25 protein-coding genes and 1 pseudogene are annotated in these 24,897 nt (G+C 70.9%); 12 read left to right on the forward strand and 14 right to left on the reverse strand.

Features of this window, described 5'->3' with window-relative positions; genetic code table 11:
- Position 1 precedes the first annotated feature (1 nt).
- Positions 2-859, forward strand: a complete 858-nt coding sequence (locus AQJ54_RS34245; protein WP_062244052.1) for a universal stress protein — start codon at positions 2-4, stop codon at positions 857-859.
- Positions 860-874: 15 nt separating this feature from the next.
- Here the strand turns inward: AQJ54_RS34245 and ppk2 are convergent, their stop codons facing one another.
- The 4 genes and pseudogenes from ppk2 to AQJ54_RS44120 form a co-directional block, all read right to left on the reverse strand.
- Positions 875-1,678, reverse strand: coding sequence for a polyphosphate kinase 2 (gene ppk2 / locus AQJ54_RS34250; RefSeq protein ID WP_030326838.1), 804 nt, complete (start codon positions 1,676-1,678; stop codon positions 875-877).
- A gap of 356 nt (positions 1,679-2,034) precedes the next feature.
- On the reverse strand, positions 2,035-2,676 hold the full coding sequence (locus tag AQJ54_RS46965; RefSeq protein WP_079070141.1) for a universal stress protein: 642 nt from the start codon (positions 2,674-2,676) through the stop codon (positions 2,035-2,037).
- A gap of 82 nt (positions 2,677-2,758) precedes the next feature.
- A complete protein-coding gene (locus AQJ54_RS34265) occupies positions 2,759-3,340 on the reverse strand; it encodes an Rv1733c family protein (protein WP_062244056.1) in 582 nt (193 codons plus the stop codon).
- A gap of 202 nt (positions 3,341-3,542) precedes the next feature.
- Positions 3,543-3,860: pseudogene (locus AQJ54_RS44120) on the reverse strand (STAS domain-containing protein); the annotation flags it as partial.
- A gap of 384 nt (positions 3,861-4,244) precedes the next feature.
- On the opposite strand from AQJ54_RS44120, the gene AQJ54_RS34275 reads away from it, so the two are divergent.
- Positions 4,245-4,649 carry a PaaI family thioesterase gene (locus tag AQJ54_RS34275; RefSeq protein WP_062033155.1) on the forward strand — a complete coding sequence of 135 codons (405 nt, stop codon included), beginning with the start codon at positions 4,245-4,247 and terminating at the stop codon, positions 4,647-4,649.
- A 28-nt stretch (positions 4,650-4,677) separates the two neighbouring features.
- Positions 4,678-5,322, forward strand: coding sequence for a TetR/AcrR family transcriptional regulator (locus tag AQJ54_RS34280; protein WP_062244067.1), 645 nt, complete (start codon positions 4,678-4,680; stop codon positions 5,320-5,322).
- Between the two features lie 76 nt (positions 5,323-5,398).
- Here AQJ54_RS34280 and AQJ54_RS34285 read toward each other — a convergent pair whose 3' ends face one another.
- Positions 5,399-6,835 carry an endo-1,4-beta-xylanase gene (locus tag AQJ54_RS34285; protein WP_062244072.1) on the reverse strand — a complete coding sequence of 479 codons (1,437 nt, stop codon included), beginning with the start codon at positions 6,833-6,835 and terminating at the stop codon, positions 5,399-5,401.
- A gap of 468 nt (positions 6,836-7,303) precedes the next feature.
- Between AQJ54_RS34285 and AQJ54_RS34290 the strand changes: the two genes are divergently transcribed.
- Positions 7,304-8,773 (forward strand): non-reducing end alpha-L-arabinofuranosidase family hydrolase, encoded by a 1,470-nt coding sequence (locus tag AQJ54_RS34290; RefSeq protein WP_062244075.1) that lies wholly within the window; start codon positions 7,304-7,306, stop codon positions 8,771-8,773.
- Between the two features lie 91 nt (positions 8,774-8,864).
- Here AQJ54_RS34290 and AQJ54_RS34295 read toward each other — a convergent pair whose 3' ends face one another.
- Both AQJ54_RS34295 and AQJ54_RS34300 read right to left on the reverse strand, forming a co-directional pair.
- Positions 8,865-9,392 (reverse strand): DUF6584 family protein, encoded by a 528-nt coding sequence (locus tag AQJ54_RS34295; protein ID WP_062244077.1) that lies wholly within the window; start codon positions 9,390-9,392, stop codon positions 8,865-8,867.
- A 96-nt stretch (positions 9,393-9,488) separates the two neighbouring features.
- Entirely contained in the window at positions 9,489-10,049 is a 561-nt protein-coding gene (locus AQJ54_RS34300; protein WP_062244079.1) for a TetR/AcrR family transcriptional regulator, read from the reverse strand.
- Between the two features lie 91 nt (positions 10,050-10,140).
- Between AQJ54_RS34300 and AQJ54_RS34305 the strand changes: the two genes are divergently transcribed.
- The gene (locus AQJ54_RS34305) at positions 10,141-10,971 is read left to right on the forward strand and encodes an oxidoreductase (protein ID WP_062244082.1); all 831 of its coding nucleotides are present in this window, start codon (positions 10,141-10,143) and stop codon (positions 10,969-10,971) included.
- A 135-nt stretch (positions 10,972-11,106) separates the two neighbouring features.
- On the opposite strand, the gene AQJ54_RS34310 is transcribed toward AQJ54_RS34305, so the two are convergent.
- From AQJ54_RS34310 to AQJ54_RS34320, 3 genes are all read right to left on the reverse strand, one after another.
- A complete protein-coding gene (locus AQJ54_RS34310) occupies positions 11,107-11,874 on the reverse strand; it encodes an intradiol ring-cleavage dioxygenase (protein ID WP_062244084.1) in 768 nt (255 codons plus the stop codon).
- Between the two features lie 134 nt (positions 11,875-12,008).
- A complete protein-coding gene (locus AQJ54_RS34315) occupies positions 12,009-12,860 on the reverse strand; it encodes an RCC1 domain-containing protein (protein WP_062244086.1) in 852 nt (283 codons plus the stop codon).
- Between the two features lie 123 nt (positions 12,861-12,983).
- Complete coding sequence (locus AQJ54_RS34320) at positions 12,984-13,781, reverse strand: SGNH/GDSL hydrolase family protein (protein WP_079070142.1); 798 nt, start codon at positions 13,779-13,781, stop codon at positions 12,984-12,986.
- A gap of 212 nt (positions 13,782-13,993) precedes the next feature.
- Here AQJ54_RS34320 and AQJ54_RS34325 point away from each other — a divergent pair, with 212 nt between their 5' ends.
- Complete coding sequence (locus AQJ54_RS34325; protein ID WP_062033134.1) at positions 13,994-14,554, forward strand: DUF3291 domain-containing protein; 561 nt, start codon at positions 13,994-13,996, stop codon at positions 14,552-14,554.
- A gap of 53 nt (positions 14,555-14,607) precedes the next feature.
- Here the strand turns inward: AQJ54_RS34325 and AQJ54_RS34330 are convergent, their stop codons facing one another.
- The 4 genes from AQJ54_RS34330 to AQJ54_RS34345 form a co-directional block, all read right to left on the reverse strand.
- The gene (locus tag AQJ54_RS34330; RefSeq protein WP_062033132.1) at positions 14,608-15,228 is read right to left on the reverse strand and encodes an Rv1733c family protein; all 621 of its coding nucleotides are present in this window, start codon (positions 15,226-15,228) and stop codon (positions 14,608-14,610) included.
- A 52-nt stretch (positions 15,229-15,280) separates the two neighbouring features.
- Positions 15,281-16,129, reverse strand: a complete 849-nt coding sequence (locus tag AQJ54_RS34335; RefSeq protein WP_062033129.1) for an acetate and sugar kinases/Hsc70/actin family protein — start codon at positions 16,127-16,129, stop codon at positions 15,281-15,283.
- On the reverse strand, positions 16,126-16,500 hold the full coding sequence (locus tag AQJ54_RS34340) for a TraR/DksA family transcriptional regulator (RefSeq protein WP_062244089.1): 375 nt from the start codon (positions 16,498-16,500) through the stop codon (positions 16,126-16,128). Before AQJ54_RS34340 ends, AQJ54_RS34335 begins: the two co-directional genes overlap by 4 nt.
- A gap of 205 nt (positions 16,501-16,705) precedes the next feature.
- Entirely contained in the window at positions 16,706-17,035 is a 330-nt protein-coding gene (locus AQJ54_RS34345) for a TraR/DksA family transcriptional regulator (protein ID WP_062033124.1), read from the reverse strand.
- Between the two features lie 340 nt (positions 17,036-17,375).
- Here AQJ54_RS34345 and AQJ54_RS34350 point away from each other — a divergent pair, with 340 nt between their 5' ends.
- The 6 genes from AQJ54_RS34350 to metX all read left to right on the forward strand — a co-directional run bounded on the left by AQJ54_RS34350 (position 17,376) and on the right by metX (position 24,676).
- Positions 17,376-18,326 carry a HAMP domain-containing sensor histidine kinase gene (locus AQJ54_RS34350; protein ID WP_062244411.1) on the forward strand — a complete coding sequence of 317 codons (951 nt, stop codon included), beginning with the start codon at positions 17,376-17,378 and terminating at the stop codon, positions 18,324-18,326.
- Positions 18,323-18,988, forward strand: coding sequence for a response regulator (locus tag AQJ54_RS34355; protein WP_062033121.1), 666 nt, complete (start codon positions 18,323-18,325; stop codon positions 18,986-18,988). The genes AQJ54_RS34350 and AQJ54_RS34355 overlap by 4 nt, the downstream gene beginning before the upstream one ends.
- A 64-nt stretch (positions 18,989-19,052) precedes the next feature.
- The gene (locus AQJ54_RS45825; RefSeq protein ID WP_159055590.1) at positions 19,053-19,460 is read left to right on the forward strand and encodes a hypothetical protein; all 408 of its coding nucleotides are present in this window, start codon (positions 19,053-19,055) and stop codon (positions 19,458-19,460) included.
- 79 nt (positions 19,461-19,539) lie between these two features.
- Entirely contained in the window at positions 19,540-21,783 is a 2,244-nt protein-coding gene (secD, locus tag AQJ54_RS34360; protein WP_062244414.1) for a protein translocase subunit SecD, read from the forward strand.
- A gap of 368 nt (positions 21,784-22,151) precedes the next feature.
- Entirely contained in the window at positions 22,152-23,513 is a 1,362-nt protein-coding gene (locus AQJ54_RS34365) for a bifunctional o-acetylhomoserine/o-acetylserine sulfhydrylase (RefSeq protein ID WP_079070143.1), read from the forward strand.
- Positions 23,510-24,676 (forward strand): homoserine O-acetyltransferase MetX, encoded by a 1,167-nt coding sequence (gene metX / locus AQJ54_RS34370; RefSeq protein ID WP_079070144.1) that lies wholly within the window; start codon positions 23,510-23,512, stop codon positions 24,674-24,676. Before AQJ54_RS34365 ends, metX begins: the two co-directional genes overlap by 4 nt.
- Positions 24,677-24,897 lie beyond the last annotated feature (221 nt).

The following is a 24,897-nucleotide window of genomic DNA, read 5'->3' on the forward strand; positions in this document are numbered from 1 at the left end:
GATGACGGCCGATCTGCCGATCGTCGTCGGCGTCGACGGTGGCGAGCCCGCTCTGCGGGCCGTGGACTGGGCGGTGGACGAGGCCGCCCGGCGCGGGCTGCCGCTGCGGCTGGTGTACGCGTCGCTGTGGGAGCGGTACGAGGGCACGCAGCTCACGGAGGGTCCCGGCAAGCCATCGGAGCAGGCGCGGGCCGAGGACATCGTGGCGAGCGCCGCCCGGCGCGCCTGGGAGCGACGGCCCGGCGTGGTCGTCTCCACCGACGTGCAGCCGGAGGAACCCGAGTACGCGCTGATACGGGAGAGCCGCAGCGCCTGCCTCCTGGTGACCGGGACCCGCGGCCGGGGCGGTGTCGCCGAGGCGCTGCTGGGGTCGGTGAGCCTCCTGGTGGCCGGGCACGCCCACTGTCCGGTGGTCGTCGTCCGCGGGCCCGCCGCTCCCCCGGTCCGGGGCCGCGTGGTCGTCGGGGTGGGCGAGCAGCAGGCGGCCGTGCGCTTCGCCGCCGAGGAGGCGCGGCAGCGGGGTGCCGCGTTGGAGGCCGTACGGGCCTGGCGGTGCCCGGCGCACGAGAGCACCGACCACCCGCTGCTCACCGGCGAGCCCGCCCGGCTGCACGAGCAGCAGGCGTCGGAGGTGCTGGAGAAGGCGCTGCTGGACGTCCCCGACGAGGTCGAGGTGCACCGCCGTACGGTCGAGGGGCACGCCCGGACCGTCCTGGTGGACGCCTCGCGCAACGCCGATCTCCTGGTCCTCGGGGCCCGCCGCCGGCAGCGGCACTTCGGGCTCCAACTGGGCCGGGTCGCCCACGGCGTGCTGCACCAGGCCGCCTGCCCGGTCGTGATCGTGCCCGAGCCGGTGTGAGCGATGACCAGCCGCTCAGAGGCTCGCCGCGTGGTCGGGGACGTAGGTCTGGAGATCACGCGGCGGGCGCTGGTAGCCGGTCGAGGGCGGGCGCGCGGGCAGTTCCAGCACCGGCGGCGGAACGTCGTCGTAGGGCACCGAATCCAGCAGGTGCGCGATCATGTTCAGACGGGCCCGCCGCTTGTCGTCGCTCTCCACGACGTACCAGGGAGCCTCGGAGATGTCGGTGTGCACCAGCATCTCGTCCTTGGCGCGGGAGTACGCCTCCCAGCGGCTGATCGACTCCAGGTCCATCGGGGACAGCTTCCAGCGCCGCAGCGGATCCTCCAGCCGCCGCCGGAACCGCTCCTGCTGCTCGGTGTCGCTCACCGAGAACCAGTACTTGCGCAGCACGATCCCGGCCTCGACGAGCATCCGCTCGAAGATCGGGCACTGGCGCAGGAACAGCCGGTACTCCTCCTGCGTGCAGAAACCCATCACGTGCTCGACTCCGGCCCGGTTGTACCACGACCGGTCGAACAGCACGATCTCCCCGGCCGCCGGCAGGTGCTCGACGTACCTCTGGAAGTACCACTGTGTGCGCTCGCGCTCGGTCGGCTTCGGGAGCGCCGCGATCCGGGCGATACGGGGGTTGAGGTGTTCGGCGACCCGCTTGATGGTGCCGCCCTTGCCCGCCGCGTCCCGGCCCTCGAAGACCACCACGAGCCGGGTGCCCTCCGCCCGCACCCACTCCTGGAGCTTCACCAACTCCGTCTGCAGGCGCAGCAGTTCGTTCTCGTACACCTTGCGCGGCAGCTTCGCCGCGTCCTTGCCGGCCATGCCGCCTCCACCCACCGATGACCTATTCAGGGAGCACACCCATGTCCGAGGTCGAACACCTGGACGCCACCGTACTTTCCGACGCCGAACTGCGCACCCTGGACGCCCGCTGACGGGCTTCGCCCGGCCTCGACGTACGCACCGCCGCTGTACGCCCGCAGACGGCCGACGCCCGCACCCGGCACGCCGCCCGGCTCCGCGAGCATGGTACTGATCGTCCCGAAGTGGCGGTGTGGACCCGGAATGCCTGAACGCCCGTCGCTGTAGATCGAGTTGACCAAGCATGGCCTCGTCGGCAGGGACGGCTTCGGCGGGACCAGTACAACAGCGAGTGAACTCCCTTGACAGGCTTGCTGCTATGAAGGCACCACGGCGACAGGACACCGTGACCTGGCCACGAGTCCGTGCGCCACTGCCGAGGAGGTGGCCCCCGCACTCCTGCCGACGACCAGCAGGCCGGCGTTCGCGGACTGTCGCACCAGGGCCTGGACGGGGCTCAGCAGCCGGACGTCCTCCAGTACGTCCACCTCCGGGTACTTCTCCCGCCACGGCCGCAGTGCGCCGGAGAGCAGGTGCACCTCGCGGTCCTCCCAGATGGCGCGATCGTCCTCCGGTATCCCGAAGTGGAATTCGGCGGCCTCGGCGGGAAGCTGCCAGCTGTGCACGGCCCGCAGCCGTACACCCCAGCGTCGGGCGGTGTCGAAGGCGAAGGCGACAGCCTCCGCCGCGGGGTTGCGGGCGTCCACTCCGAGGACGGTCTCTGCGGCGATCGGCTCCCTGGCCCGCTCGGGGACCAGCACGCACGGGCACGGGGACGCGGACAGGTCGTTCACGTCCGGCGCGCAGGCCACGACCAGCTCCGTCTCCTCGGAGGCGGGCGGGGTCCCGTCACGGTGCAGCTGGACCGGGAGCCCGCGTCGGGCCGCTTCCCAGGAGGCCCAGCGGGCGGCCGCCTCGCAGTCCGCGGAGCCGACGTGAACGACGATGACACGTTCCATGTGATCTGCCTTCTTCCTGCCGTCCGGCCGGATCAGCCGAAGCTTGAGTCACCAGCTCAGTGCGGGATGCACCCTTCGGACCTCAGCCGGTGCGGTGCCCCCACCTCGGCCCGACCAGGTCCCACTCCCGGTCCCAGCCCGCCATGCGCCGCTGGTCCAGCCGCCGGCGGACGAGGGCGCCCGTCGCACACACGGAACCGGCGAGGGCCAGCGCCGCGAAGCCGCCCATCACGGCCGCCTCAAGGGTGGCCTCCGTCGGGCCCGGCGGTTCGGTGACCAGCGTGCCCCGCGCGTCCTCCCACACCACGACCCGGGAGCCTACCCTCAGACCGACGGTGACCAGAGTGCGATCCACGCGCACTGAGCCGTCGGGAGCCCTCCAGCGCACCTTCGCGAGGTCCTTGTCACCCGACGACCACTTCCCCGACGTGGGCCTCGGTACGTCGGCGAGGAGGACGGCAGGCACGGAGTGCCGGTCCGCGCGCTGCCGGTCGAGTGTGCTCGCGGTGGCGTGTGCCGCGGCCAGGCCCACGATCGTGCCGCCCACCAGGACCAGGATCCATACGGCCAGGACGACCCAGGCCTCGGCGATGTCGTCGCGTCGGCGCAGCGGATTGCTCCGCCAGCGCCAGAACCGCTTTCTCCCCTGCCGCCCACGTCCCATGGTTCCGCACCTCTTCCGGTCGGTGGTCCCACCTCGAAGGTCGCAGGCCCGCCGCGTGCCCGACACGGGCTGACCGGCTGCTGTGCCAGGGCCGCGCGGCACTGGTCGGCGCCGGGACATGGGGCCGAACGGCCTGGATCGCCCGGGAACCAGGGACAACCCCTGACCGATCCGCGGGGATCTCGAAGACGGGCTGAACTTCGAAGACCCTGTCGAGCCCGGCGGCGCGCAGGAGCCTTGGGAAGTCCTTGTCATCGTTGACAAGTCGCAGCCGTCCGTTGCGGGCCCGCACCCGGTTGCGTGTCCGGCACAGGGCCGCCAGTCCCGCGCAGTCGATGAAGGTCACCTTGGTCAGGTCGACCACCAGGTCCGGGTCCGGGCCGCACGTCAGTGAGTCGAGGAGTGACATCAGCGGTATCGCCGTCACGAGGTCGATCTCGCCGAACGGCATCACCACGGTCGTTCCGGCGACCGTGCGGACCGTGTGGGCTGCTACAGGCCTCGTGAGCTTGTCGGACATGATCCGATCCAAGCCGCATCGACAGACGGTCCGGAAGGGCCGAACGGTCCCCTTCACCCCGGTCCGGTCGGCCTGGGCCGGGGGTCGCAGCGGCCCCCGGCCACCTTCGCGTGACGGTGCCTACGGGACCGGGCTGCGGGCGCGCGTGTGCGGATCGCCGCTGAGGCGGCGGCGGTGCTGGATTCCCTGGCCAGCGAGCGGACGGAGGGCCTGATGGACACCGATGTCCCGCGCCAGACGACGAGGGTGCGGGCGGCGGCGACCCTGGCCGGATCCCGCCCTGGGTGCGTCGGCCTCGGCTACTCCGGCCTCCCCCCGATCGCTCATTGACGGCCTGAGTTAACGTCGATAACTTAACGGCACTAACCTGAACCGGGAGCAGCCATGACCTCACTCGCAGCCGATGACGTCTACGCCCTGGCGCCGTACGCCAAGACGCTGGGTGTCGTGTTCGACGAGATGACCGCCGACGGTGTTCGGGCCACGCTGGCGCACGATCTCTCGCTCTCCACGGTGGGCGGTGGTCTGCACGGCGGAGCGTTGATGGGGCTCGCCGACGTGTGCGGTGCCGTGTGCGCCGCGCTCAACGGTCCGGCCGGTGCCGCTCCGGCCACCGTGGAGTCGACCACGCACTTCCTCCGGCCGGCCCGCACGGACGTGGTCGCGACGGCGCGTCCCCTGCGGGTGGGGCGCAACACCGTCGTCGAGGTCGATGTGCACGACGCCGAGGGCGAGTTGTGCGCCAGGGTGACGCAGGTGGTCACCGCCGTCGGTCAGAAGGCCTCCTGATGGCGACGTCTCTCCAGGGCTCACCGCCGTGACCGCCTCCCGAACTCGCGCCGCCAAGGGGCAGGGTGGCCTGCTGCGCGACCAACTGCTCGACATCGCCGGCCGGTTGCTCGAGGACGGAGGAGCCGACGCGCTGACGATCCGCGCGGTGGCGAGCAGCGCCGGAGTCACGCCCCCGGCCGTGTACCTGCACTTCTCCTCCAAGCGGGAACTCGTCCACGCCACGTGTCTGCGGGTGTGGAGTTCCCTGTTCGTCGAACTGGAAGCGGTGTCCGAGGGGATCTCGGACCCGGTGACGGCGCTCTACGAGACCTGCGTCGCCTACATCGCCTTCGGGCTTCGTCATCCCGCCCAGTACCGGCTGGTGATGGACGGCGAAGCCACCGAGGCCAGCCGCCACAACGAGGACGCGTGTTTCCGCTACTTCCGGGACAAGGTCACCGCCTGCCGTGAGGCCGGCGTGCCGGTGGAGAGCCCGACCGAGACGGCCAGGGTGCTGTGCTCCGCCGTGCACGGCGCGGTGTCCCTCCTCATCCACCAGGAACGGGACACCTGGCCTTCGGACACCGCCCGTTACATGGCCCGTGCCGCGTCCGCAGCCGTCCACGGTGCGCTGCTCACCGCTTCTCCCACTCCCCCGCCGTCGATGTCCGCGGTGACACGGCCGGACTGAACCACGAGACGGCCTCCCCGGGGCACGGTCGGCATGACGGTGCCCCGGGGAGGCCTGCATGGTGCTCCTGAAGGAGTCAGGTGCGGGTCCAGCGCTGGTTGCTGCCGCCCGAGCAGGTGTAGAGCTGGATCTGGGTGCCGTTCGCGGTACCGTTCCCGACGGCGTCGAGGCAGAGACCGGACTGGACTCCGACGATGGAACCGTCGGAGTTGAGGCGCCACTGCTGGTTGGCGCCGCCCCAGCAGCTGTAGATCTGCACCCTGGCGCCGTTGCCGCTGCCGGCGGCGTCCAGGCACTTGTTGCCGTAGACCCTGAGCTCACCGGCGCTGGTGTACGTCCACTGCTGGTTGGTGCCGTTGTTGCAGTCGTACAGCTGGACCTGGGTGCCGTCGGTCTGGCCGGCGTTGGGCACGTCCACGCAGCGGCCCGAACCGACGCCCTTGATCTGTCCGCCGCCGCCCGACGGAGGCGGCGTGGTGGTGCCGCCGTTGAGCGCGTTGAGGACGGAGGTGTAGGCGGCCTTCTTGCTGCCGTCACCGTTGAACAGCAGCGGCGTCTGCTCCGATCGCCAGGAGTCGCTGTCGCGCACGCCCCAGACGGTGACGCCGAGGCAGCGCGAGACGGCCAGGCAGTCGTTCACCACGTTGGCGTACGTCGTGGGCGAGGCGCCCTGGATGTCGAGCTCGGTGACGGCCACGTCGACGCCGAGAGCGGCGAAACTCTGCAGGGTGGTGCGGTAGTTGCTGTTGTACGGGCTGTCGTTGTTGAAGTGCGACTGGAAGCCGACGCAGTCGATCGGGACGCCGCGCTGCTTGAAGTCCTTGACCATGTTGTACACGGCCTGGGTCTTGGCCCAGGTCCAGTTGTCGGTGTTGTAGTCGTTGTAGCAGAGCTTGGCGGCGGGGTCGGCGGCGCGGGCGGTGCGGAAGGCGACCTCGATCCAGTCGTTGCCGGTGCGCTGCAGGTTGGAGTCGCGCCGGGCGCCCGAGTTGCCGTCGGCGAAGGCCTCGTTCACGACGTCCCACTGGGCGATCTTGCCCTTGTAGTGGGCCATCACGCCGTTGATGTGGTCGATCATCGCCTGGCGCAGGGAGCTGCCGCTGAGACTCTGCATCCAGCCGGGCTGCTGGGAGTGCCAGGCCAGGGTGTGCCCGCGGACCTTCTTGCCGTTCTGCACGGCCCAGTTGTATACGCGGTCGCCGGAGGTGAAGTTGAACTGGCCACGCTGCGGTTCGGTGGCGTCGATCTTCATTTCGTTCTCGGGCGTGACCATGTTGAACTCACGGTTCGCGATCGAGGTGTACGCCGAGTCGCCCAGTCTGCCCGAGGCGATGGCGGTGCCGAAGTAGCGGCCGCTCTGGGCCGCGGCCGCACCGAGGGTGCTTTCGGCGGCGTGTGCGGGCGGTGCCGTGACCAGCGCGGTGGTTGCGCCGAGGACGGGGATGATCAGTGCGAGCATCGCGCCGCGGATCCTCCGGCCGACACCGGATCTGGGTAGGGCGTACGAACCCATGGGCGTACCTCCAAATGGACGTCACGGACTGGCTGAAGCGCAGGTTGAAACCCCGGCCGCTCCCCCGCGACGGCAGGCGGGACGGGCCGGGCCCCGGGCAGCACGGGGAGACGGTGGAGGGGCTCGGCTCAGCTCGGCCGGGAAGTCCCCGAAGCCTGGTCGCCCCTCGGAGAAGGATGATTGAGGCGTTGACGGTGACTCGTCAATACATCCACGGAGAAAGTTTCCAATTCTGCTTCGAAACATTCGATGGCCAACAGCCCCTTCGGATGAACCGTTTGCAGACAGAACAGCCAAACACCTTGACCAACGGGGCCTGTATTTCTAACTTGTGGCGTCGAAGTATCCGTGGAAGGCGTCGAATGTTTCGAAGGATCGGCCGACCCCCCACCCGACCGCTCCACGGTTCGCCGACTCAGCGCCACCTCGCACCGCACCGCCCCGCCCCGTCCCCAAGGAGGCCCCCACATGCGGTTACGCTCCCCGTCCACGGTCCCGCTCAGACGCCTGCTCGCCGTCCTGGCGCCCCTGCTGCTGGTGGCCGCTTTCCTCGGCGCGCAGCCCGCCAGTGCGGCGACCGTCGACACCAACGCCTCGTACGTGCTGGTCAACCGCAACAGCGGCAAGGCCCTCGACGTCTACAACCTGGCCACCACCGACGGCGCCCGCATCACCCAGTGGACCAGGAACGACCAGAGCCAGCAGCAATGGCAGTTCGTCGACTCCGGCGACGGCTACTACCGCATCAAGTCCCGTCTCTCGGGCAAGGTGCTGGACATCTACAACCAGTCCACGGTCAACGGCGGATCCATCGTCCAGTGGGCCGACCTGAACGGCGCCAACCAGCAGTGGCGGCTGGCCGACAGCTCCGACGGCTACGTGAGGCTCATCTCGCGCCACAGCGGCAAGGCCCTCGAAGTGCAGGGCGCCTCCACCGCCGACAACGCGAACGTCGTCCAGTACGACGACTGGGGCGGCACCAACCAGCAGTGGCAGCTCGTGAAGGTCGGCGCCGACACCCCCGGAGCGTGTGATCTTCCGTCGTCCTACCGCTGGACCTCGACGGGCGCGCTGGCGCAGCCCAGGTCCGGGTGGGTCTCGCTCAAGGACTTCACCGTCGCCCCCTACCAGGGCAAGCAGCTCGTCTACGCGACGACGCACGACAACGGGTCGAGTTGGGGTTCCATGAACTTCAACCTGTTCACCAACTGGTCGGACATGGCCTCGGCCGGCCAGAACGCGATGTCCAACGCCGCCGTCGCGCCCTCGCTCTTCTACTTCGCGCCGAAGAACATCTGGGTGCTCACCTACCAGTGGGGCGGGACCGCGTTCTCCTACCGGACGTCGACCAACCCCACCAACGCCAACGGCTGGTCGGCTCCGCAGGCGCTGTTCACCGGAAGCATCTCCGGCTCCGGGACAGGGCCCATCGACCAGACGCTCATCGGCGACAGTCAGAACATGTACCTGTTCTTCGCCGGTGACAACGGCAAGATCTACCGGGCCAGCATGCCGATCGGGAACTTCCCGGGCAACTTCGGCTCGTCGTACACGACGGTCATGAGCGACACGGAGAAGAACCTGTTCGAGGCACCTCAGGTCTACAAGCTCCAGGGCCAGAACCGCTACCTCATGATCGTCGAGGCCCGGGGCGCCAGTGAGCAGCGCTTCTTCCGTTCGTTCACGGCCACCAGCCTGAACGGCTCGTGGACCCCGCAGGCCGCCACCGAGGGCAACCCCTTCGCGGGCAAGGCCAACAGCGGCGCCACCTGGACCAACGACATCAGCCACGGCGAACTGCTCCGCACCAGCGCCGACCAGACCATGACCGTCGACCCCTGCAACCTCCAACTCCTCTACCAGGGGCGCAGCCCCAACTCGGGCGGCGACTACGGCCTCCTCCCCTACCGTCCGGGGCTGCTGACACTGCAGCGCTGACGGCATGACAGGAACCGGGCGGGCTCGGCACGGCGCCGAGCCCGCCCCACCCCTGTCCCACCGGTGAGCGGACCGGTGGTTTCCGCGTCGGTCAGTCGAACAGGTCGGCCAATCCGTTCACCCAGATCGCGAGAAACGCGAGGACCGCGACCAGGCAGCCGGCACCCGCGAGCACGCCGCCGACCGTCCATGGCACGGAGGGCTCGTCCTCGTCCTGCTCCCGTCCCTCCCCGTAGGTCGCGGGGTCGTCCCAGTCGACGGGCCGCCCCAACTCCTCGGCGCAGACGGTCCGCAGAGCGGCCAGCTGCCGCTCCGCGAAGGAGGTGGCAGCCAGCGCCTCCGGGCCGCGCCATGCCAGGGCCCTCATCCGCCGGCCGGCAGACCGGTACCGCGCTTCGAAGGCAGCGGTCTCGTCGGCGGTGCGGTCCTCTTCGAGGAACATCCAGCGTCCGGCCTCGGCGGCGTCGCCGTAGAGCCGGTACACCTCGGCCAGACGCCGACGGAGCGTCAGATCCCAGGGAAACGACGAGACAAGACCGCGCAGCCGCTGACGCGCGACCGGCACCCGGCCGGCAGCCAGGTCCGCGTCGACTCGGGCAAGGGTCTCTCTGAGGGGCATGAACGCATGATCGGGTAAGGCGCCGACCGGCGTCGACCTGGTTTTCCTCGGCCCCTCCGGCGGCCTGCAGACGCATCGCCTCCCGACCGCGGGCGCTCACCGGGCGGTGGTCAGGCCCGTGGTGACGAGGGTGAGCCAGCGGGCACGGACCACCGGCGGCTGGTCGGTGGGGGCTGTGGAGAACAGCAGGTAGATGTCGTCGACGGTGACATCGGGGTGAATGTCGCCGTCGGCCTGTCCCGCGCGGATGAGGGCGGTGACGGCTGCCCCGGCGCGCTCCTCGTCGGTGCGGTCGCCGGGCTCCGCGCCCAGGGTCTGTGCGGCGGCCTTGATCGCCCGGTCGGTCGCGGACGCCTCGACGAGGCGGCCGAGGAACGCCGTCAGCTCGTCCACGGCGCGGGCGCCGGCGGTGACCCGTCCGAGGGTCTCCTCCGCGTCGCCGGCCACCCGCGTGATGTGCTCGGCGACGACGGCCGCGACCAGGTCGGTCTTGGTGGGGAAGTGCCGGTACAGCGTGCCGACCGCCACGCCGGCCGCGGCGGCGATCTCGTCCATCCCGACCTCGGGCCCATGCGTCGCGATCTGCTCGCCGGCCGCGGCGAGGATCTTCTTCCGGTTGCGGACCGCGTCGGCGCGCGGCGCCCTGGCCTGAGGCACGGGCCTGCCTTCCTCTCCACTTGCATTAACGTGAACCACGGTTCAGGATAGATGCTGAACCGAAGTTCATCTTACTAGCGGAGGACCCGCCATGCCCGCCAAGACCGCCCTCGTCACCGGAGCCTCATCGGGCATCGGCGAAGCCACAGCCCTCAAGCTCCAGGAACTCGGCTACACCGTCTACGGAGCCGCCCGCCGCACCGACCGACTGCACGGCCTCACCGACCGCGGCATCCGCCCCCTGGCCATGGACGTGACCGACGACGCCTCCATGCAGGCCGGCATCGAGAAGATCGTCACCGAGACCGGTCGCATCGACGTGCTCGTCAACAACGCCGGTTACGGCTCCTACGGCGCCCTCGAGGACGTTCCGCTGGAGGAGGCCCGCTACCAGTTCGAGGTCAACGTCTTCGGCGCGATCCGCCTGACCCAGCTCGCCCTGCCCCACATGCGCGCACAGCGTTCGGGAACCGTCGTGAACATCACCTCGATGGGCGGCAAGGTCCACACCCCGCTCGGCGGCTGGTACCACGGCACCAAGTTCGCCCTCGAAGCCCTGAGCGACTGCCTGCGCGTGGAGGCCAAACCCTTCGGAATCGACGTCGTCGTCATCGAGCCGGGCGGCATCGCCACCGAGTGGGGCGGTATCGCCGCCGACAAGCTGGAGAAGTCCTCCACCGACGGCGCCTACGCGGCCCAGGCCGCCGCCGTCGCCTCCGCCCTGCGCTCCGAGGCCAACGCCAAGCGCAACTCCCCGCCTTCCGTCATCGCCGACACCATCGGCAGGGCCGTCACCTCCCGCCGCCCCAGGACCCGTTACGCCAAGGGCTTCGGCGCCCGCCCGCTGATCGCCCTGCGCCGGATCCTGCCCGACCGCACCTTTGACGCGGTGATCTCCCGAGCGATCGGCCTTGCGCGTTGAGGACGCCGTAGCGACAGGGGATGCCTCACCCGCGGGTGCAGGCGTTCCGGCAGGGCCCGCCTCCGGCGTCGTACTTCCGCACCCGACTGGGCGCCACCACGCTCGCTGTGGCACCCAGCCGCCATGCGGTGAGGGTCAGCCGTCGACCCCCAGGGTCAGGGTGCCCAGGTAGCCGGAGGAGGGGGAACTCCCCAGGGCGGCGAGGGTCAGCAGGCCGGACGCGGCGCCCCCGCCGTCGTAGATCGAATCCTGGGCGAGGGTGGTGCGGGGCACCCTGTTGCTCGTGTACGGGGCGAGCCGCGCGACCGCCGCCGTGACCGTCTCCTTGAAGTAGAGCTGGCCCGTGTGGATCTCCCGGCCACCGGTGAAGTGGCCGTCGGGCGTGACCGTGACGCCGGTGTGGACCTTGACGTGGATGTGCACGCAGCGGCCGCGGTACCAGCCTGGGTAGATCGTGGTGAGGGCGGCGACTCCCCCGGCGTCGGTGAGGACTCCGCCGCGCAGGAAGGTGCCGTCGTCCGGTTCGTCGTGGCCGTTCTCGCCGACGAAGCCGGAGTACTCCCCGAGCACGTCCGCCTGCCAGACCTCGACCAGGGCGTTCCGGAGCGGTGCGCAGCTGTCGGCGTCGACGACGGTGAGGTTCAGCTTCAGCGGAACGCCGGTCTTGCCTTCGGTGATGTCGGAGCGGACGTACTGCCGATCCAGGTAGTAGGGACCCTCAGTCATCTCGCGGGTGAGGGTGCAGACGGCCGCGGCGGCGACAGGAGCGGTGTCGACCGCCTCGGCTGTGGGGGCCTCGTTCACGGCCGCCGACCCCAAGGCCAGGGCGGCGGCCGTGGCTCCGGTGGCCATGAGCACGGTACGGCGCGCTACAGGGGTGCGCGCATCTGAGGTGTCTGTCATGCCCACGACATTAGAAGCAACGGACGGGGAATATCTGATGAGTCAGGAAACACGATGCGCGTCAAGCAGGCGGTAGGACAAGGCGGGATCGGACCGGAAACCAGCCTGGAGACACAGCGGAGGGAGGCATTGGTCTACGGAAGGCGGATTCCTGACCAGGCGCCGACTTCGCACTGGCTGTCGGCATTGTTCCCGGCAGCCACGACCGTGCCGTCGCCCCGCAGGCCCAGGGTGTGTGTGGAACCGGCGGCCACCGCGACGACATCGCGCCAATCAGCGACGTCACATTGGCCGTGGGTGTCGTCACCCACGGCCAAGACCCGCCCGGAGGCTGTGACTCCGACGGTGTGGTAGCTGCCCGCGTCCAACGCCACGACATCCTCCCACGCGCCGACCTCACACGCCCCGGTTGCCCGCTCTCCGGTCGCCACGACCCGCCCGTCGGCTCTCAGACCGACGGTATGGAGATAACCGGCAGAGATCGCGGCCAGATCGCGCCACGCCTCCACGTCGCACTGGCCTCGCCGGTTGTTCCCCGAGGCCAGCGCGGAACCGTCGGAGCGGACGCCCACCGAGTGCCAGTCACCACACGAGAGGTCGACCATCTCGCGCCAGGACCGCACCTCGCACTGCCCTTCCGAGGCCCGGCCCACCGCCAGAACCCGGCCGTTCGCCAGTAACCCGAGGGTGCGACGCCAGCCTGCCGCCACAGCCGTGACGTCTCGCCATCCGCCGACCTCACACTGCCCGTCGCCGTTCCACCCCGTCGCCAACACCGTGCCGTCCGACCGGAGTCCCACCGTATGGGACCTACCCGTGTTCGGCGCCGTATGGACATGGCCGGCTGCCACCGCGACGACGTCCTCCCATCGCTCGACACGACCTTCGCCGGCTGTCGTCCTGCCCACGACGAGAACGGTCCCGTCCCAGCACCGTGCGACCGAATGACGCCTTCCGGCTGCCAGAACCGACGAGTTGGCGAGCAAGGGCGCTTCCTTCTGTCCAGGCGCGTCTGGCGGACGGGATACCACCCTATGTCGGCCTGGATCCGGCTGGTTCTCTGCCGTCCCCGGCAAGTGGCGGTCGGGGGATGTTCGAGCGGACGGCCACTACAGGTGCTCGGCGATCGCGTCCGCCACAGCGCTCATTCCGGCGCCGTTGGGATGGAAGGCTCCGGCGACGGAGGAAGGGCGGAGTCGCTCGGGCAGTCCGGTCACCCATGGTTCGAGCGAGCCGAGACCGTGCTCGCGACTGCGCTGCCGCATCGCGACGAGTTCCGCGCCGGAGCGGGCGGCGGCTCGGGTGAAGACGTCGGCGACCTGATCGCCCAGCCTGCGGAAGTCATCCAGAGTCGCCGCGTCGAAAGGGGTCGCGCGGCTGTCATGGGTGTCGGGTCCGACCACGGTGAGGTAGTCGACCAGAAGCACCCGCGCATGCGCGGCTGTGCGGCGGGTCTCCTCCACGACCCCGGCGAGACCGGCAGCCGCCCGGTCGACATCCGCCTGCGACGGCCGCGGCACACCCGTCCGCTGCAAGACGGTGCCCAACGGCCGGGTGAGGGCACGGGACGAGAAGCGGCCCGCCACACCGAGCCGCACCATGCTGCCGATGTAGCCGAGGTCGTTGCCACCGGCGGTGATCGTCACCAGGTCGGCGTCCTCCGGCAGGCCGGCCACCTGAGGCGCGAAGGTGTGGAGCAGCACGCGTTGGGGCGTGGTGGTGATCGTGTCCGTGGTCGCTCCGCTCACGGTGAGATCGGTGAGTTCGGCACCGAGCCGTTCGGCCAGCAGGTGCGGGTAGTTCCGTGCCGAACGGTTCGCCCGGCGGTCGGCGACCGGTTCGATGCCGGGACCCGCGGCGTACGAGCTTCCCAGCGCCGCGATCCGCCGGATCGGTGTGTCCGTCACCTTGAGTGCCTCCTTCTTCGGCTGAGGTGGTCTGCCCTCCCCCAGCGTCACAACCCCCGGTACCGGGAGGCCACTTGAGCACGAAAAACGCAACTTGGACATGGTCTGCCGGAGCGGCTAGCTTCACCTGGTCCTCGGCGATCGCACACGGTCGCACAGGAGTTCCTTCCGGCTGAGCCACCCGCGATGACACCCTGATCAGGGAGAGACGCATGCCCCATCTTGCTCTGTACACCTTCGGTGTCCTGAAGTCACCACTGGCTGATCCCGCACCGCTCACCCGCGAGTTCCACGACAGCGCCGGGCCCGTCTACCAGCAGATCGGTCACCACCCGGGCTATCTGGCGCACGCCGAAGTCGCTGAAGGCGGAACCGGCTCGCACTTCGACCTGGACTGGGGGGTGTGGGGAGAGTTCGTCGTACCGAACTGGTACAGCAAGGGCCGTACCGTGGAGGACATCGCCCTGGCCGCGACGCTCTCGCTCTGGACCGACCTGCGGTCCGCCCGCGACGCCGTCTACAGCGGCCTGCACCGCGCGGCGCTGAACCGGCGTCACGACTGGTTCGACAGGACGGGGCACCCGAGTCACGTGTTCTGGTGGCTCCCCGACGAGGTGACACCCACCTGGCAGGACGGGGTTTCCCGGCTGGAACACCTGCACGAGCACGGCTCCGCGCCGCACGGCTTCGCCTACCCTCACGCCTTCGCGCCGGACGGAACACCCGGCGGGAGCCGAGGTGTCGGGCCGCAGCCCGTACCTCCGGCGGGGTGACTCCGCAGCACCGCACCCACCTACGTTGCCACGGTCTCCCGGTCCACCGCGAGTCAGCGCGACGCAGTCCACCGCGGCGCGGTCCGAGCCCAAGCTGCTTCCCACCGCGCCAGGTTGAGCCGTTCGAGCCGGTGGTCGGCGTACGCGTAGGCGGCCGCGCCGAGCAGGCCCACGGTCATGGCTGCCAGGACGGCGCAGCCCATGGCGCGATCACGGACCTGTTCGGGGGTCAGGGGAGCGTCCGTGAGCTCTCCCCCGGCGGTGACCCATACGCGGACGGTGCTCCCCGCGGTGAGGCCGGGTTCGACGTCGGTCTCGGCCGTGCGGGTGTGTCCTCGGGGGTCGGTGAAGCGGACGGTGGCCGGGTACAGGGCCTTCTCCGCCTCGTCCGAACCCGGCTCCGGGTGACGGGGGGCGTCGTGAACCAGGACGGCGGGGAGGTCGTGCCGCGTCGCCATCTGGTGCCGGGCGGTTGTCGTCCAGTGGGCGTGAGCCGTGTCCCCGACCATGATCATGGCGACCGGAAGGGCTGCCAGCACGGCCAGGAAGAGGCCGAGGCCGATCCATGCCTGGGCGAGATCCGTGGCCCGGCGCAGAGGGTTGCGCCGCCATCGCCACAGCAGGACCCGAGGGAGTTCCTCGGGAGCGGGTTCTGGAGGTGTGGCGCGAGCCACGGTGTTTCTCCTTTCGTCCTCGGCGCGGGCGCGCGCCGACCTCGCCGTGTGCCTACAGCGCCCCGTGAAGGGGGCGGTGCCGCGGGGCGTCGGAGGCTTGGGTGGAGGACGGGTGGGCGTGTGCCGCTCGCAGGAGTTGAGCGGCGCCGCGGACCGCCGCGGTGTGAGGAGCGCGGACCGGCCGGACCGGAGCCCGCAGCCCTTCGCCGAGAGGGCCGGTGAGGTCTGCGCGCAGGGCACCGCCTCCGGCGAGAAGTGTCCCTCGGCGCAGGGCGTGCAGTGTGTGGGGCGTGTGGTCCTGGTCCAGCATGCCGGTCACCATGGCGACCACCGCGTCGGTGATCCGGGTGGGCGCGGTGCGGTCGTCCAGGTCGCTGGTGCCCAGGGCGGTCCGGCGGGCGTCGGTCACCGCGCCGTCGACGAGGAGCGTCACCTCGGTGAGATGGGCGCCGAGGTCCACGACGAGCAGCGGGCGGGCCAAGTCGGCTTTTGCAGCCACGGCCACCGCACGTGCGGTGGGGACGGTCAGCACGGTGCGGGGGCGCAGGACCTCGACCGCGGTGCGGGCTTCGGCACGGTAGGCGACGCCGCCGAGGACGGGCGTGGTCAGGATGAGCAGGGGACGGCCGTGGCGGGGCAGGCGGGGGGCGAGCAGCCGGTCGAGCATCCGGGCAGTTCCGGGCGTGTCCACGATGGTCCCGCGCTGGATGGGGCACGTGGCGTCCTCGCCCGGGGATGCCGGAAAGGTGACCGTGGGCACGTCGAGGATCGTGCGCCTCCCGGACGTCCAGGCGCGGGTGCGGGTGCTGCCCAGGTCGAGGGCGATGCCGGAACAGAGTCGGCACCAGGGCCATGAGCGGTGCCGGGGAGGCGCGGGGCGGCGCTTGGCCAGGGTGGTCATCGGCCTGCCTCCTTGACCTGTTGGCAACGCGCGCAGAAGCGGGCCTGCGGCACGATCAGCAGTCGTACTCGGGCGATCGGCCCGCGGCACAGGTGGCACGTGCCGTAGCGACCCAGGTCCATGCGGGTGAGGGCGGCTTCCACGTCGGCCAGGACCAGACGCGCGGAGGCCGCGAGCTTCACGCTCACTTCGAGTTGGGCGGTGGAGCGGCGGGCGGGCAGCGCGTCGGCACGGGACGCGGCGGCGGCTGCGAGCTGGTGCAGTTGCTCCTGGCGGAACCGGCGTTGCTCGTGCAGGTTCTCGCGCAGTGCGGCGAGGTCCTCGGCCGACAGCTCGGTGTTCTGGTCGTCGACGATCTGGTGGTTCACCAGGTCACCCCCTCAGCAGAGCGGAACAGGAAAGTCCGGCGGGTCCGACGGACGGGGAGTCCTACGGGTCCGACGGACGGGGAGTCCTACGAGTCCGACGGGCAGCGCGCGTTCGGGTTCGGCGGGTCCAACAGGCAGCGCGCGTTCGGGTTCGGCGGGTCCAACAGGCAGGGCGCGTTCGGGTTCGGCGGGGTCCGACGGACCCTCGTCAGCCGGCGGCCTTCCGTTGGCAGGGCACGCAGAACCGCGTGTACGGCAGGATCTCCAGCCGCTCCACGGGGATCGGCCGGGAACAGCCGCCGCAGATGCCGTAGCTGCCGTCACCCAGGCGGGCGACGGCCGCCTCCACCTCGGCGAGGACCCGCCGGACGGTGTCCCTCTGCGTGGCGATCACCTGGTCCTCCGCGTCGGCCCGGCCCTCCTCGATCGCCCGCAGCTGGGTGAGCCGGGAGGTGCGTTCGTGTTCGAGGCGCTGGAGGGCCTCGTGGGCCGTCAGCCGCTCGGGACGGGTTTCGGCCCGGGGCACGTCGAGGGACATGGCAGATCCTTCTTTCCGTGAGGAGGCAGCCGAACGGCGGGCTCCGTCCGGGCGCCCTGCTGACTCCGTCGGGGCGCCGTGTTCGTGCCTCCACCGTGGCCGAGACGCCGCGCGGAGCCCATCGGGCGCGATACCCATCTCCGACCCGGCACGGGGTCCATCGGCACGTGGGCGGATGGGGACCCGGGAAATGGGGCCTGGCACCCATCGACAGCCCGAGCGGCAGCGGGCAGCCTGGGCAGTTGGCCGGGCAGGAACCAGCTGACACAGCTCACGCCCGGATCGTGCGGTGACCGACGGTGCGGACAGACCGCGTCACACGGAGAAAGGCGACGTCGCGGTGTCCCTGTTCTGGCGGATCTTCGCCCTCAACGCGGTCGTGCTCGGAAGCGCCACCGCGCTGCTGCTGTGGGCTCCGGTCACCGTCTCCGTGCCGGTGCTGCTCACCGAGGCGGTCATCCTCGTGGGCGGTCTGGTCGTCATGCTGGTCGCCAACGCGGCCCTGCTGCGCATCGGCCTGGCCCCGCTCGACCGGCTCACGCGGCTCATGTCCACGGTCGACCTGCTGCGGCCCGGGCAGCGTCTGCCGGAAGGCGGCCACGGTCAGACCGCCGAACTGATCCGCACCTTCAACGCCATGCTCGAACGCCTCGAACACGAACGGGCGGCCAGCAGCGCCCGCGCCCTCTCCGCACAGGAGGCGGAACGGCGTCGCATCGCGCAGGAACTGCACGACGAGGTGGGCCAGAGCATGACGGCGATCCTGCTGTCGCTGGAGCGGGCCGCCGACGAGGCGGACGAGCCGTTGCGCGGTGAGCTGCGGCAGATGCAGGAGATCACCCGGGGCAGTCTGGACGAGGTGCGCCGTCTGGTGCGCCGGCTGCGGCCGGGCGTGCTCGAAGACCTCGGCCTGGTCAGCGCCCTGACCTCGCTGACCGGCGAGTTCGCCACCCACGTGGCACTGCGTGTGATGCGCCGCTTCGACACCGGCCTGCCCGCGCTGGACCAGCAGACGGAACTGGTGCTCTACCGCGTCGCCCAGGAGGCCCTGACCAACGCGGCTCGCCACGCCGAGGCCGACAAGGTCGAGGTGAGCCTGCGGCACAGCGGCGAGACGGTGGTGCTGACCGTCGTCGACGACGGCCGCGGTACCCAGGCCGCCCCCGAAGGCGCCGGTATGCGCGGCATGCGGGAACGGGCTCTGCTCGTCGGAGCCACGCTCGACGTCACCTCCCAGCCGCGGGCCGGAACCGAGGTCCGGCTCACCGTGCCCCTCAGGAAGCAGCCATGACCACGCCCCACACCCCTGTGATCCGCATTCTCCTCGCCGACGACCACGCGCTGGTACGCCGCGGTGTGCGGCTCATCCTCGACCGGGAGCCCGACCTCGAGGTCGTCGCAGAGGCGGGCGACGGGGCGGAGGCCGTCGAACTGGCCCGTACCCACGCGATCGACCTGGCGGTGATGGACATCGCCATGCCCCGGATGACCGGCCTCCAGGCCACCCGCGAACTCGTCGCGCGCAACCCCGGCCTGCGCGTGCTGATGCTGACGATGCACGACAACGAGCAGTACTTCTTCCAGGCGCTCAGGGCCGGGGCCGACGGATACGTGCTCAAGTCCGTGGCCGACCGCGATCTCGTGGCGGCCTGTCGAGCTGCCATGCGCGACGAGCCCTTCCTGTATCCGGGCGCGGTCACCGCCCTGATCCGCACCTACCTCGACCGGGTCCGCGACGGCGAACAACCGCCCGAGCAGGTGCTGACCCCGCGCGAGGAGGAGGTCCTCAAGCTGGTGGCCGAGGGCCACTCCTCCAAGGAGATCGCCGAGCTGCTCTTCATCAGCATCAAGACCGTCCACCGGCACCGGGAGAACCTGCTGCACAAGCTCGGCATGCGTGACCGTCTGCAACTCACCCGCTATGCCATCCGCGCCGGACTCATCGAGGCCTGAACAGGCGGGCCGGCAGGGGCAGTTCTGCCGCTACGACACCTCGGACAGGGAAGGAGGAGCAGGGATGGCCCGTTCCGCGTACGCCGTTTCGCGCATGCGGAACCCGGGGGCGGCTGCTGCCGTACGGGCCGTCGTGCTCGCTGTCTTCCTCACCCTGCTCGGCTCGGCCCTCCCGGGCGCTGCGCAGAGCCGTACCGCAAGCAACCCGGTGGTCGTGGCCGGATCCGAACCGGCCTCCGCCCAAGCCCACCTGGAAGCCGCAGAACCAGCGGTCTCCCCCGCCGCCGTGCGCAGTCAGGCGGAGGTCACCGGCGAACGCCATGCACCACCTGGTACCGCGCCGTGCCCGACGCCCCTCGCGGCCCCCGATCTGCTCCAGCCCATGCCGCCCGTGGCGACAACGGAGTGCCCGCCCGCACGGGCGGCATTCCGTCACGCGGGACGGGCGCCGCCCTCCCCCTCCGGCATCTGAGCTCTGTCCTTTCCTTCCCCCGGCCGTGGCCACCGTCTCGGCCGGGGTGTGCTCGCCGGAGGCCCCCGTGCACCGTCCCGTGAACCGATCCGCACGCGTCAGAGGACTGATCGCCCTCGCCGCTGTCGCCCTTTCCCTGTATGTCGCGCTCACCGTGCCCGTCCATCTCGGACTCGATCTGCGAGGCGGCACCCAGATCGTGCTGGAGACCCGACCCACGACCGACGGCGAGGCCGACGGCGAGGCCACGGACCGCACGGTGGAGGTGCTGCGCGGCCGGGTCGACGCCCTGGGTGTCGCCGAACCCTCGATCACCCGCTCCGGCAGCGACCGGATCATCGTCGAACTCCCCGGACTCCAGGATCCCCGCAAGGCGGCCGACGTCCTCGGCCGCACCGCCCGGCTCGCCTTCCACCCGGTGGGCGGCACCGACGACTCCCCCGAACCGCTGCCCGAGCGCCCCCGCGGGACGGTGCTGCCGGACGAGTCCGGGCAGTCGCTGCGCCTGGAGCCGGCCGCGCTGACCGGCAAGGACGTCGAGAAGGCAGCCGCCCGCTTCGATCCCCAGGGCGGCGGATGGCACGTGAGCGTCGACTTCAAGGGCGCGGGCGAGAAGGGGTGGGCCCGGCTGACCGGCGAGGCGGCCTGCCATCCTGCGGGGGAACCGGGTCGCCGGGTCGCCATCGTCCTCGACGACAAGATCATCTCTTCGCCGCAGGTCGACCCGTCCGTCGCCTGCCGCTCCGGCATCGGCGGCGGCTCCACGCAGATCACCGGCTCCTTCGACGACAGCGAAGCCAAGGAGCTCGCCCTGCTCATCAGCGGCGGCGCGCTACCGGTGCCGGTGGAGACTGTCGAGCAGCGCACCGTCGGCCCCACCCTGGGCTCCGAGGCCATCACGGCCAGCGCCTGGGCGGCCGTCATCGGCACCGCGCTGACCTCGCTGTTCATCATCGTCGTCTACCGGCTCGTGGGACTCCTTGCGACCGTGGCGCTCCTCTCCTACGGCCTCATCTCGTACGCCGCCCTCGCCGCCCTCGGAGCCACCCTCACGCTGCCTGGCCTCGCCGGATTCGTGCTGGCCATCGGTATGGCCGTCGACGCCAACGTGCTCGTGTTCGAACGTGCCCGTGAGGAGTACGCCTCGGGCCCCCGCCGCACCCCGCGGTCGTCGCTGAACGCCGGGTTCCGCAGGGCCTTCAGCGCGATCGCCGACTCCAACGTCACCACCCTCATCGCGGCCGGTCTGCTCTTCTTCCTGGCATCCGGGCCGGTGCGCGGGTTCGGCGTCACGCTGGGCATCGGCGTCCTGGCGTCCATGGTGAGCGCGCTGGTCATCACCCGTGCCCTGGCCGAGTTCGCCGTCGCCCGTCCTCGTCTGCGCCGTCGCCCCCGGCTGACGGGCATCGCGCACACCGGCGCCGTCCGCGACCGTCTCGGCCGGAGGAACCCGGACCTGATGCGGCACCCGCGCCGCTGGCTGGCCGTCTCCGCGGCCGTGCTGGTCCTGGCCGTCTCCGGCATCGCCGCGCGAGGCCTCGACTTCGGCGTCGAGTTCACCGGCGGCCGGCTCATCGAATACAGCACGGACACGCCCGTCGACCCCGGCCGGGCCCGCACCGCGCTCGCCGACGCCGGGTTCCCGCAAGCCGTCGTCCAGACCTCCGGTGAGAACCGGCTCACCGTTCGCACGCACCACCTGGACAACACGCAGGCGGCCGCCGTCACCGACACCGTCGCCGGTCTGACAGAGCGAGCCGACAAGGTCCGTGACGAAGCCATCGGCCCCAGCCTCGGCGAGGAACTGCGCCGAGGCGCCGTCGTCGCCCTGGTCGTCGCCCTCGGCGCTCAACTCGTCTACCTCGCGGCCCGTTTCCGCTGGCTGCTGGGCACGTCCGCGGTCGCCGCGCTGGCCCACGACGTCGCGATCCTCGTCGGTGTCTTCGCCTGGCTCGGCAAGAGCATCGACGGTGTCTTCCTGGCCGCGCTGCTGACCGTCATCGGCTACTCGGTCAACGACTCCGTCGTCGTCTTCGACCGCGTCAGGGAACTCGGCCGCGGGGACCGGAGACTGCCCTTCGACCGTGTCGCCACCCTGGCACTGCTGCAGACCCTGCCCCGCACCGTCAACACCGGGATGGGCGCCGCGTTCATCCTCACCTCGCTGGCCGTCCTCGGCGGCGACACCCTGACCGACTTCGCCCTGGCACTCCTCATCGGTCTCGCGGTGGGCACCTACTCCTCGATGTTCACCGCCACACCGCTGGCCGTGGAACTGCACCGGCGGACGACCAGGCAACCAACCGCGTCCCCACGGTCGTGATGATCGTCGCCGAGCGCAGGACTGCCGGGCACCGGCCCGAACGTGGCTCCGGCTCCCAGGAGTTCGGCGAACCTCCTCTCGACCCGTCCCACGACGTGAGACATCCTGCTCATGCCGGTGCCACGGAACCGTCGTTGTGGTTATCTGGCTCCATGACCGTGCTTGTGACCCGCCGCCACGTGGACTACGTGCGTGTCACCACCACGGGTTGTCACGCCGCGAGCTGACGCCGCGCTCCGGCTTCTGAGCACCATCTTTCTCACTCTCTCCGTTTCACGCTGACCGCCGCCCACTTCCTGGCGGCGGTCCGCAGCGTCGCGGTTCCCGCACGCCTTCGCACCCTCACCCTCCGCACCGGGAGCAACACCATGAGCCAGCCACTCGACTCCGTCACCGCCGGCCACACCCCCGACGAGACACCCGCAGGACCCGACACCTCCGCCTGGTCGTTCGAGACCAGGCAGATCCACGCCGGAGCGGCACCCGATCCGACGACCGGCGCCCGCGCCACGCCCATCTACCAGACGACCTCGTTCGTCTTCCGCGACACCCAGCACGCCGCCGACCTGTTCTCGCTGGCCGAGCCCGGCAACATCTACACCCGTATCCACAACCCCACGCAGGACGTCTTCGAGCAGCGGATCGCCGCCCTGGAAGGCGGAGTCGCAGCCGTGGCGCTCTCCTCCGGGCAGGCCGCGGAGACCCTCGCGATCCTGACGCTCGCGAGCGCGGGTGACCACGTCGTCTCCAGCACCTCGCTGTACGGCGGCACCTACAACCTGTTCCGGCACACACTGCCCAAGTTCGGCATCGAGGTGTCCTTCGTCGACGACCCGGACGACGTCGAGGCATGGCGGGCGGCGATCCGGCCGAACACCAAGGCGCTGTTCGCCGAGACGCTGGGCAACCCGCGCGGCAACGTGCTCGACGTGCGGGCGGTCGCGGACGTGGCGCACGAGGCCGGGGTGCCGCTGATCGTGGACAACACGGTCCCGACCCCCTACCTGCTGCGGCCCCTTGAGCACGGGGCCGACATCGTCGTGCACTCGGCGACCAAGTTCCTCGGCGGTCACGGCACCGCCATCGCGGGTGTCGTCGTGGACGGCGGCACCTTCGACTTCGGCGCCCACGCCGACCGCTTCCCCGACTTCACCGAGCCCGACCCCAGCTACCACGGCCTCCAGTACTGGCCCGCCCTCGGGCCCGGCGCCTTCGCCATCAAGCTGCGAGTGCAGCTGCTGCGCGACCTCGGCCCGGCGCTCTCCCCGCACTCCGCGTTCCTGCTGCTCCAGGGCGTGGAGACGCTGAGCCTGCGCATCGAGCGGCACTCCTCGAACGCCTTGGCGCTGGCGCAGTGGCTGGAGCAGCGCGACGAGGTCGCGGCCGTCCACTATCCGGGACTCGAGTCCAGCCGCTGGTACGAGGCGGGACAGAAGTACCTGCCGCGCGGTGCCGGTGCCATCGTCTCCTTCGAGCTGCGGGACGGGGTCGAGGCGGGCAGGCGGTTCGTGGACGCCGTCGAGCTGTTCAGCCACCTCGCCAACATCGGTGACGTCCGCAGCCTCATCATCCATCCGGCGTCCACCACCCACAGCCAGCTCGACGAGGCGCAGTTGGCGGCCACCGGCACCTCCCCCGGGCTGGTGCGGCTGTCGGTCGGCATCGAGAACCTCGCCGACCTCAAGGCCGACCTGGAGGCGGGGTTCCGCGCGGCCAAGGGCGCGTCCTGAACACCGTACCGACGCCTTCCGAGGTCCCCCTCCCGCCGGCCACCGGGGCCTGGCGGGAGGGGGACCCGCCCGGGCGCCGCCAGTGGTACGCCGGCGAGAAGCCGCTCGCGTTGGAAGCCGGTGGTGAACTGCCCGCCGTACGGCTGGCGTTCGAGACGTGGGGACGGCTGTCGTCGGACGCCTCCAACGCCGTTCTCGTCCTGCACGCCCTCACCGGGGACAGCCACGTCGCCGGCCCCGCCGGTCCGGGGCACCCGACGCCCGGCTGGTGGGACGGTCTCATCGGGCCTGGGCGGGCCCTGGACACGGACCGCTGGTTCGTCGTGGCACCGAACGTTCTCGGCGGCTGCCAGGGCAGTACCGGGCCGTCCTCTCTCGCCGCGGGCGGCCGCCCCTGGGGCGGCGGCTTTCCCTTCCTGACCCAGCGCGACCAGGTCGCGGCCGAGACCGGCCTGGCCGACGCGCTGGGGATCGACCGGTGGGCGCTGGTGGTGGGCGGCTCGATGGGCGGCATGCGGGCACTGGAGTGGGCCGTCACGCATCCGCAGCGCACGGGGGCCTTGCTGCTGCTCGCGACGACGGCAGCGGCGAGCGCCGAGCAGATCGCCCTGTCCGGCATCCAGTTGCACGCCATCCGTTCCGATCCGCACTGGCAGGGCGGCGACTACCACGACACCGGCCGCGGGCCGCACACTGGGCTCGGTCTGGCCCGGCGGCTCGCGCACGTCAGCTACCGCAGCGAGCCGGAACTCGCCGTCCGCTTCGGCCGCACGCCCCAGGCCACGGAGGATCCCTGGAGGGGCGGCCGGTACCAGGTCGAGTCCTATCTCGACCATCACGCGGCCAAGTTGGTGCGCCGCTTCGACGCCGGCAGCTACGTCGTCCTGTCCGAGGCCATGAACAGTCACGACGTCGGCAGGGACCGTGGCGGCCTGCGCGCCGCGCTGCGCCGGGTGACGGCCCCCACGCTGGTGGCCGGCGTCGACTCCGACCGCCTCTATCCGCCGTCGCAGCAGGCGGAGTTGGCCGCGGGCATCCCCTCAGCCGACGATCTCCGACTGATCGAATCCTCCTACGGACATGACGGCTTCCTGATCGAGGTGGAGCAAGTGGCAGCGCTCGTACGTGAGTTGCTGACGACTACGGCGACCGGCATTGCGTGATGCACACCGAATCACCGCGGAATCACTGATCGCGGACGCCGGGTCTCGGCGTCCGCGGGCGGCACGGGCGGTGCGTGGGACGCGCGGTGAGGAGCTCCAACACGCCTGGTTATGCTGTCGGTTCGGTTCCGGGGCTGTGGGGGGTCAGCGTGACTGGTGGCTACGACGTCGTTCGCGAAGTGGCGGTGCCGTCCGGCTTGGGAGTGATCGTCGATCTGGCA

Origin of the sequence: Streptomyces griseorubiginosus (assembly GCF_001514195.1) — a bacterium.
Classification (GTDB): Bacteria; Actinomycetota; Actinomycetes; order Streptomycetales; family Streptomycetaceae; genus Streptomyces; species Streptomyces griseorubiginosus.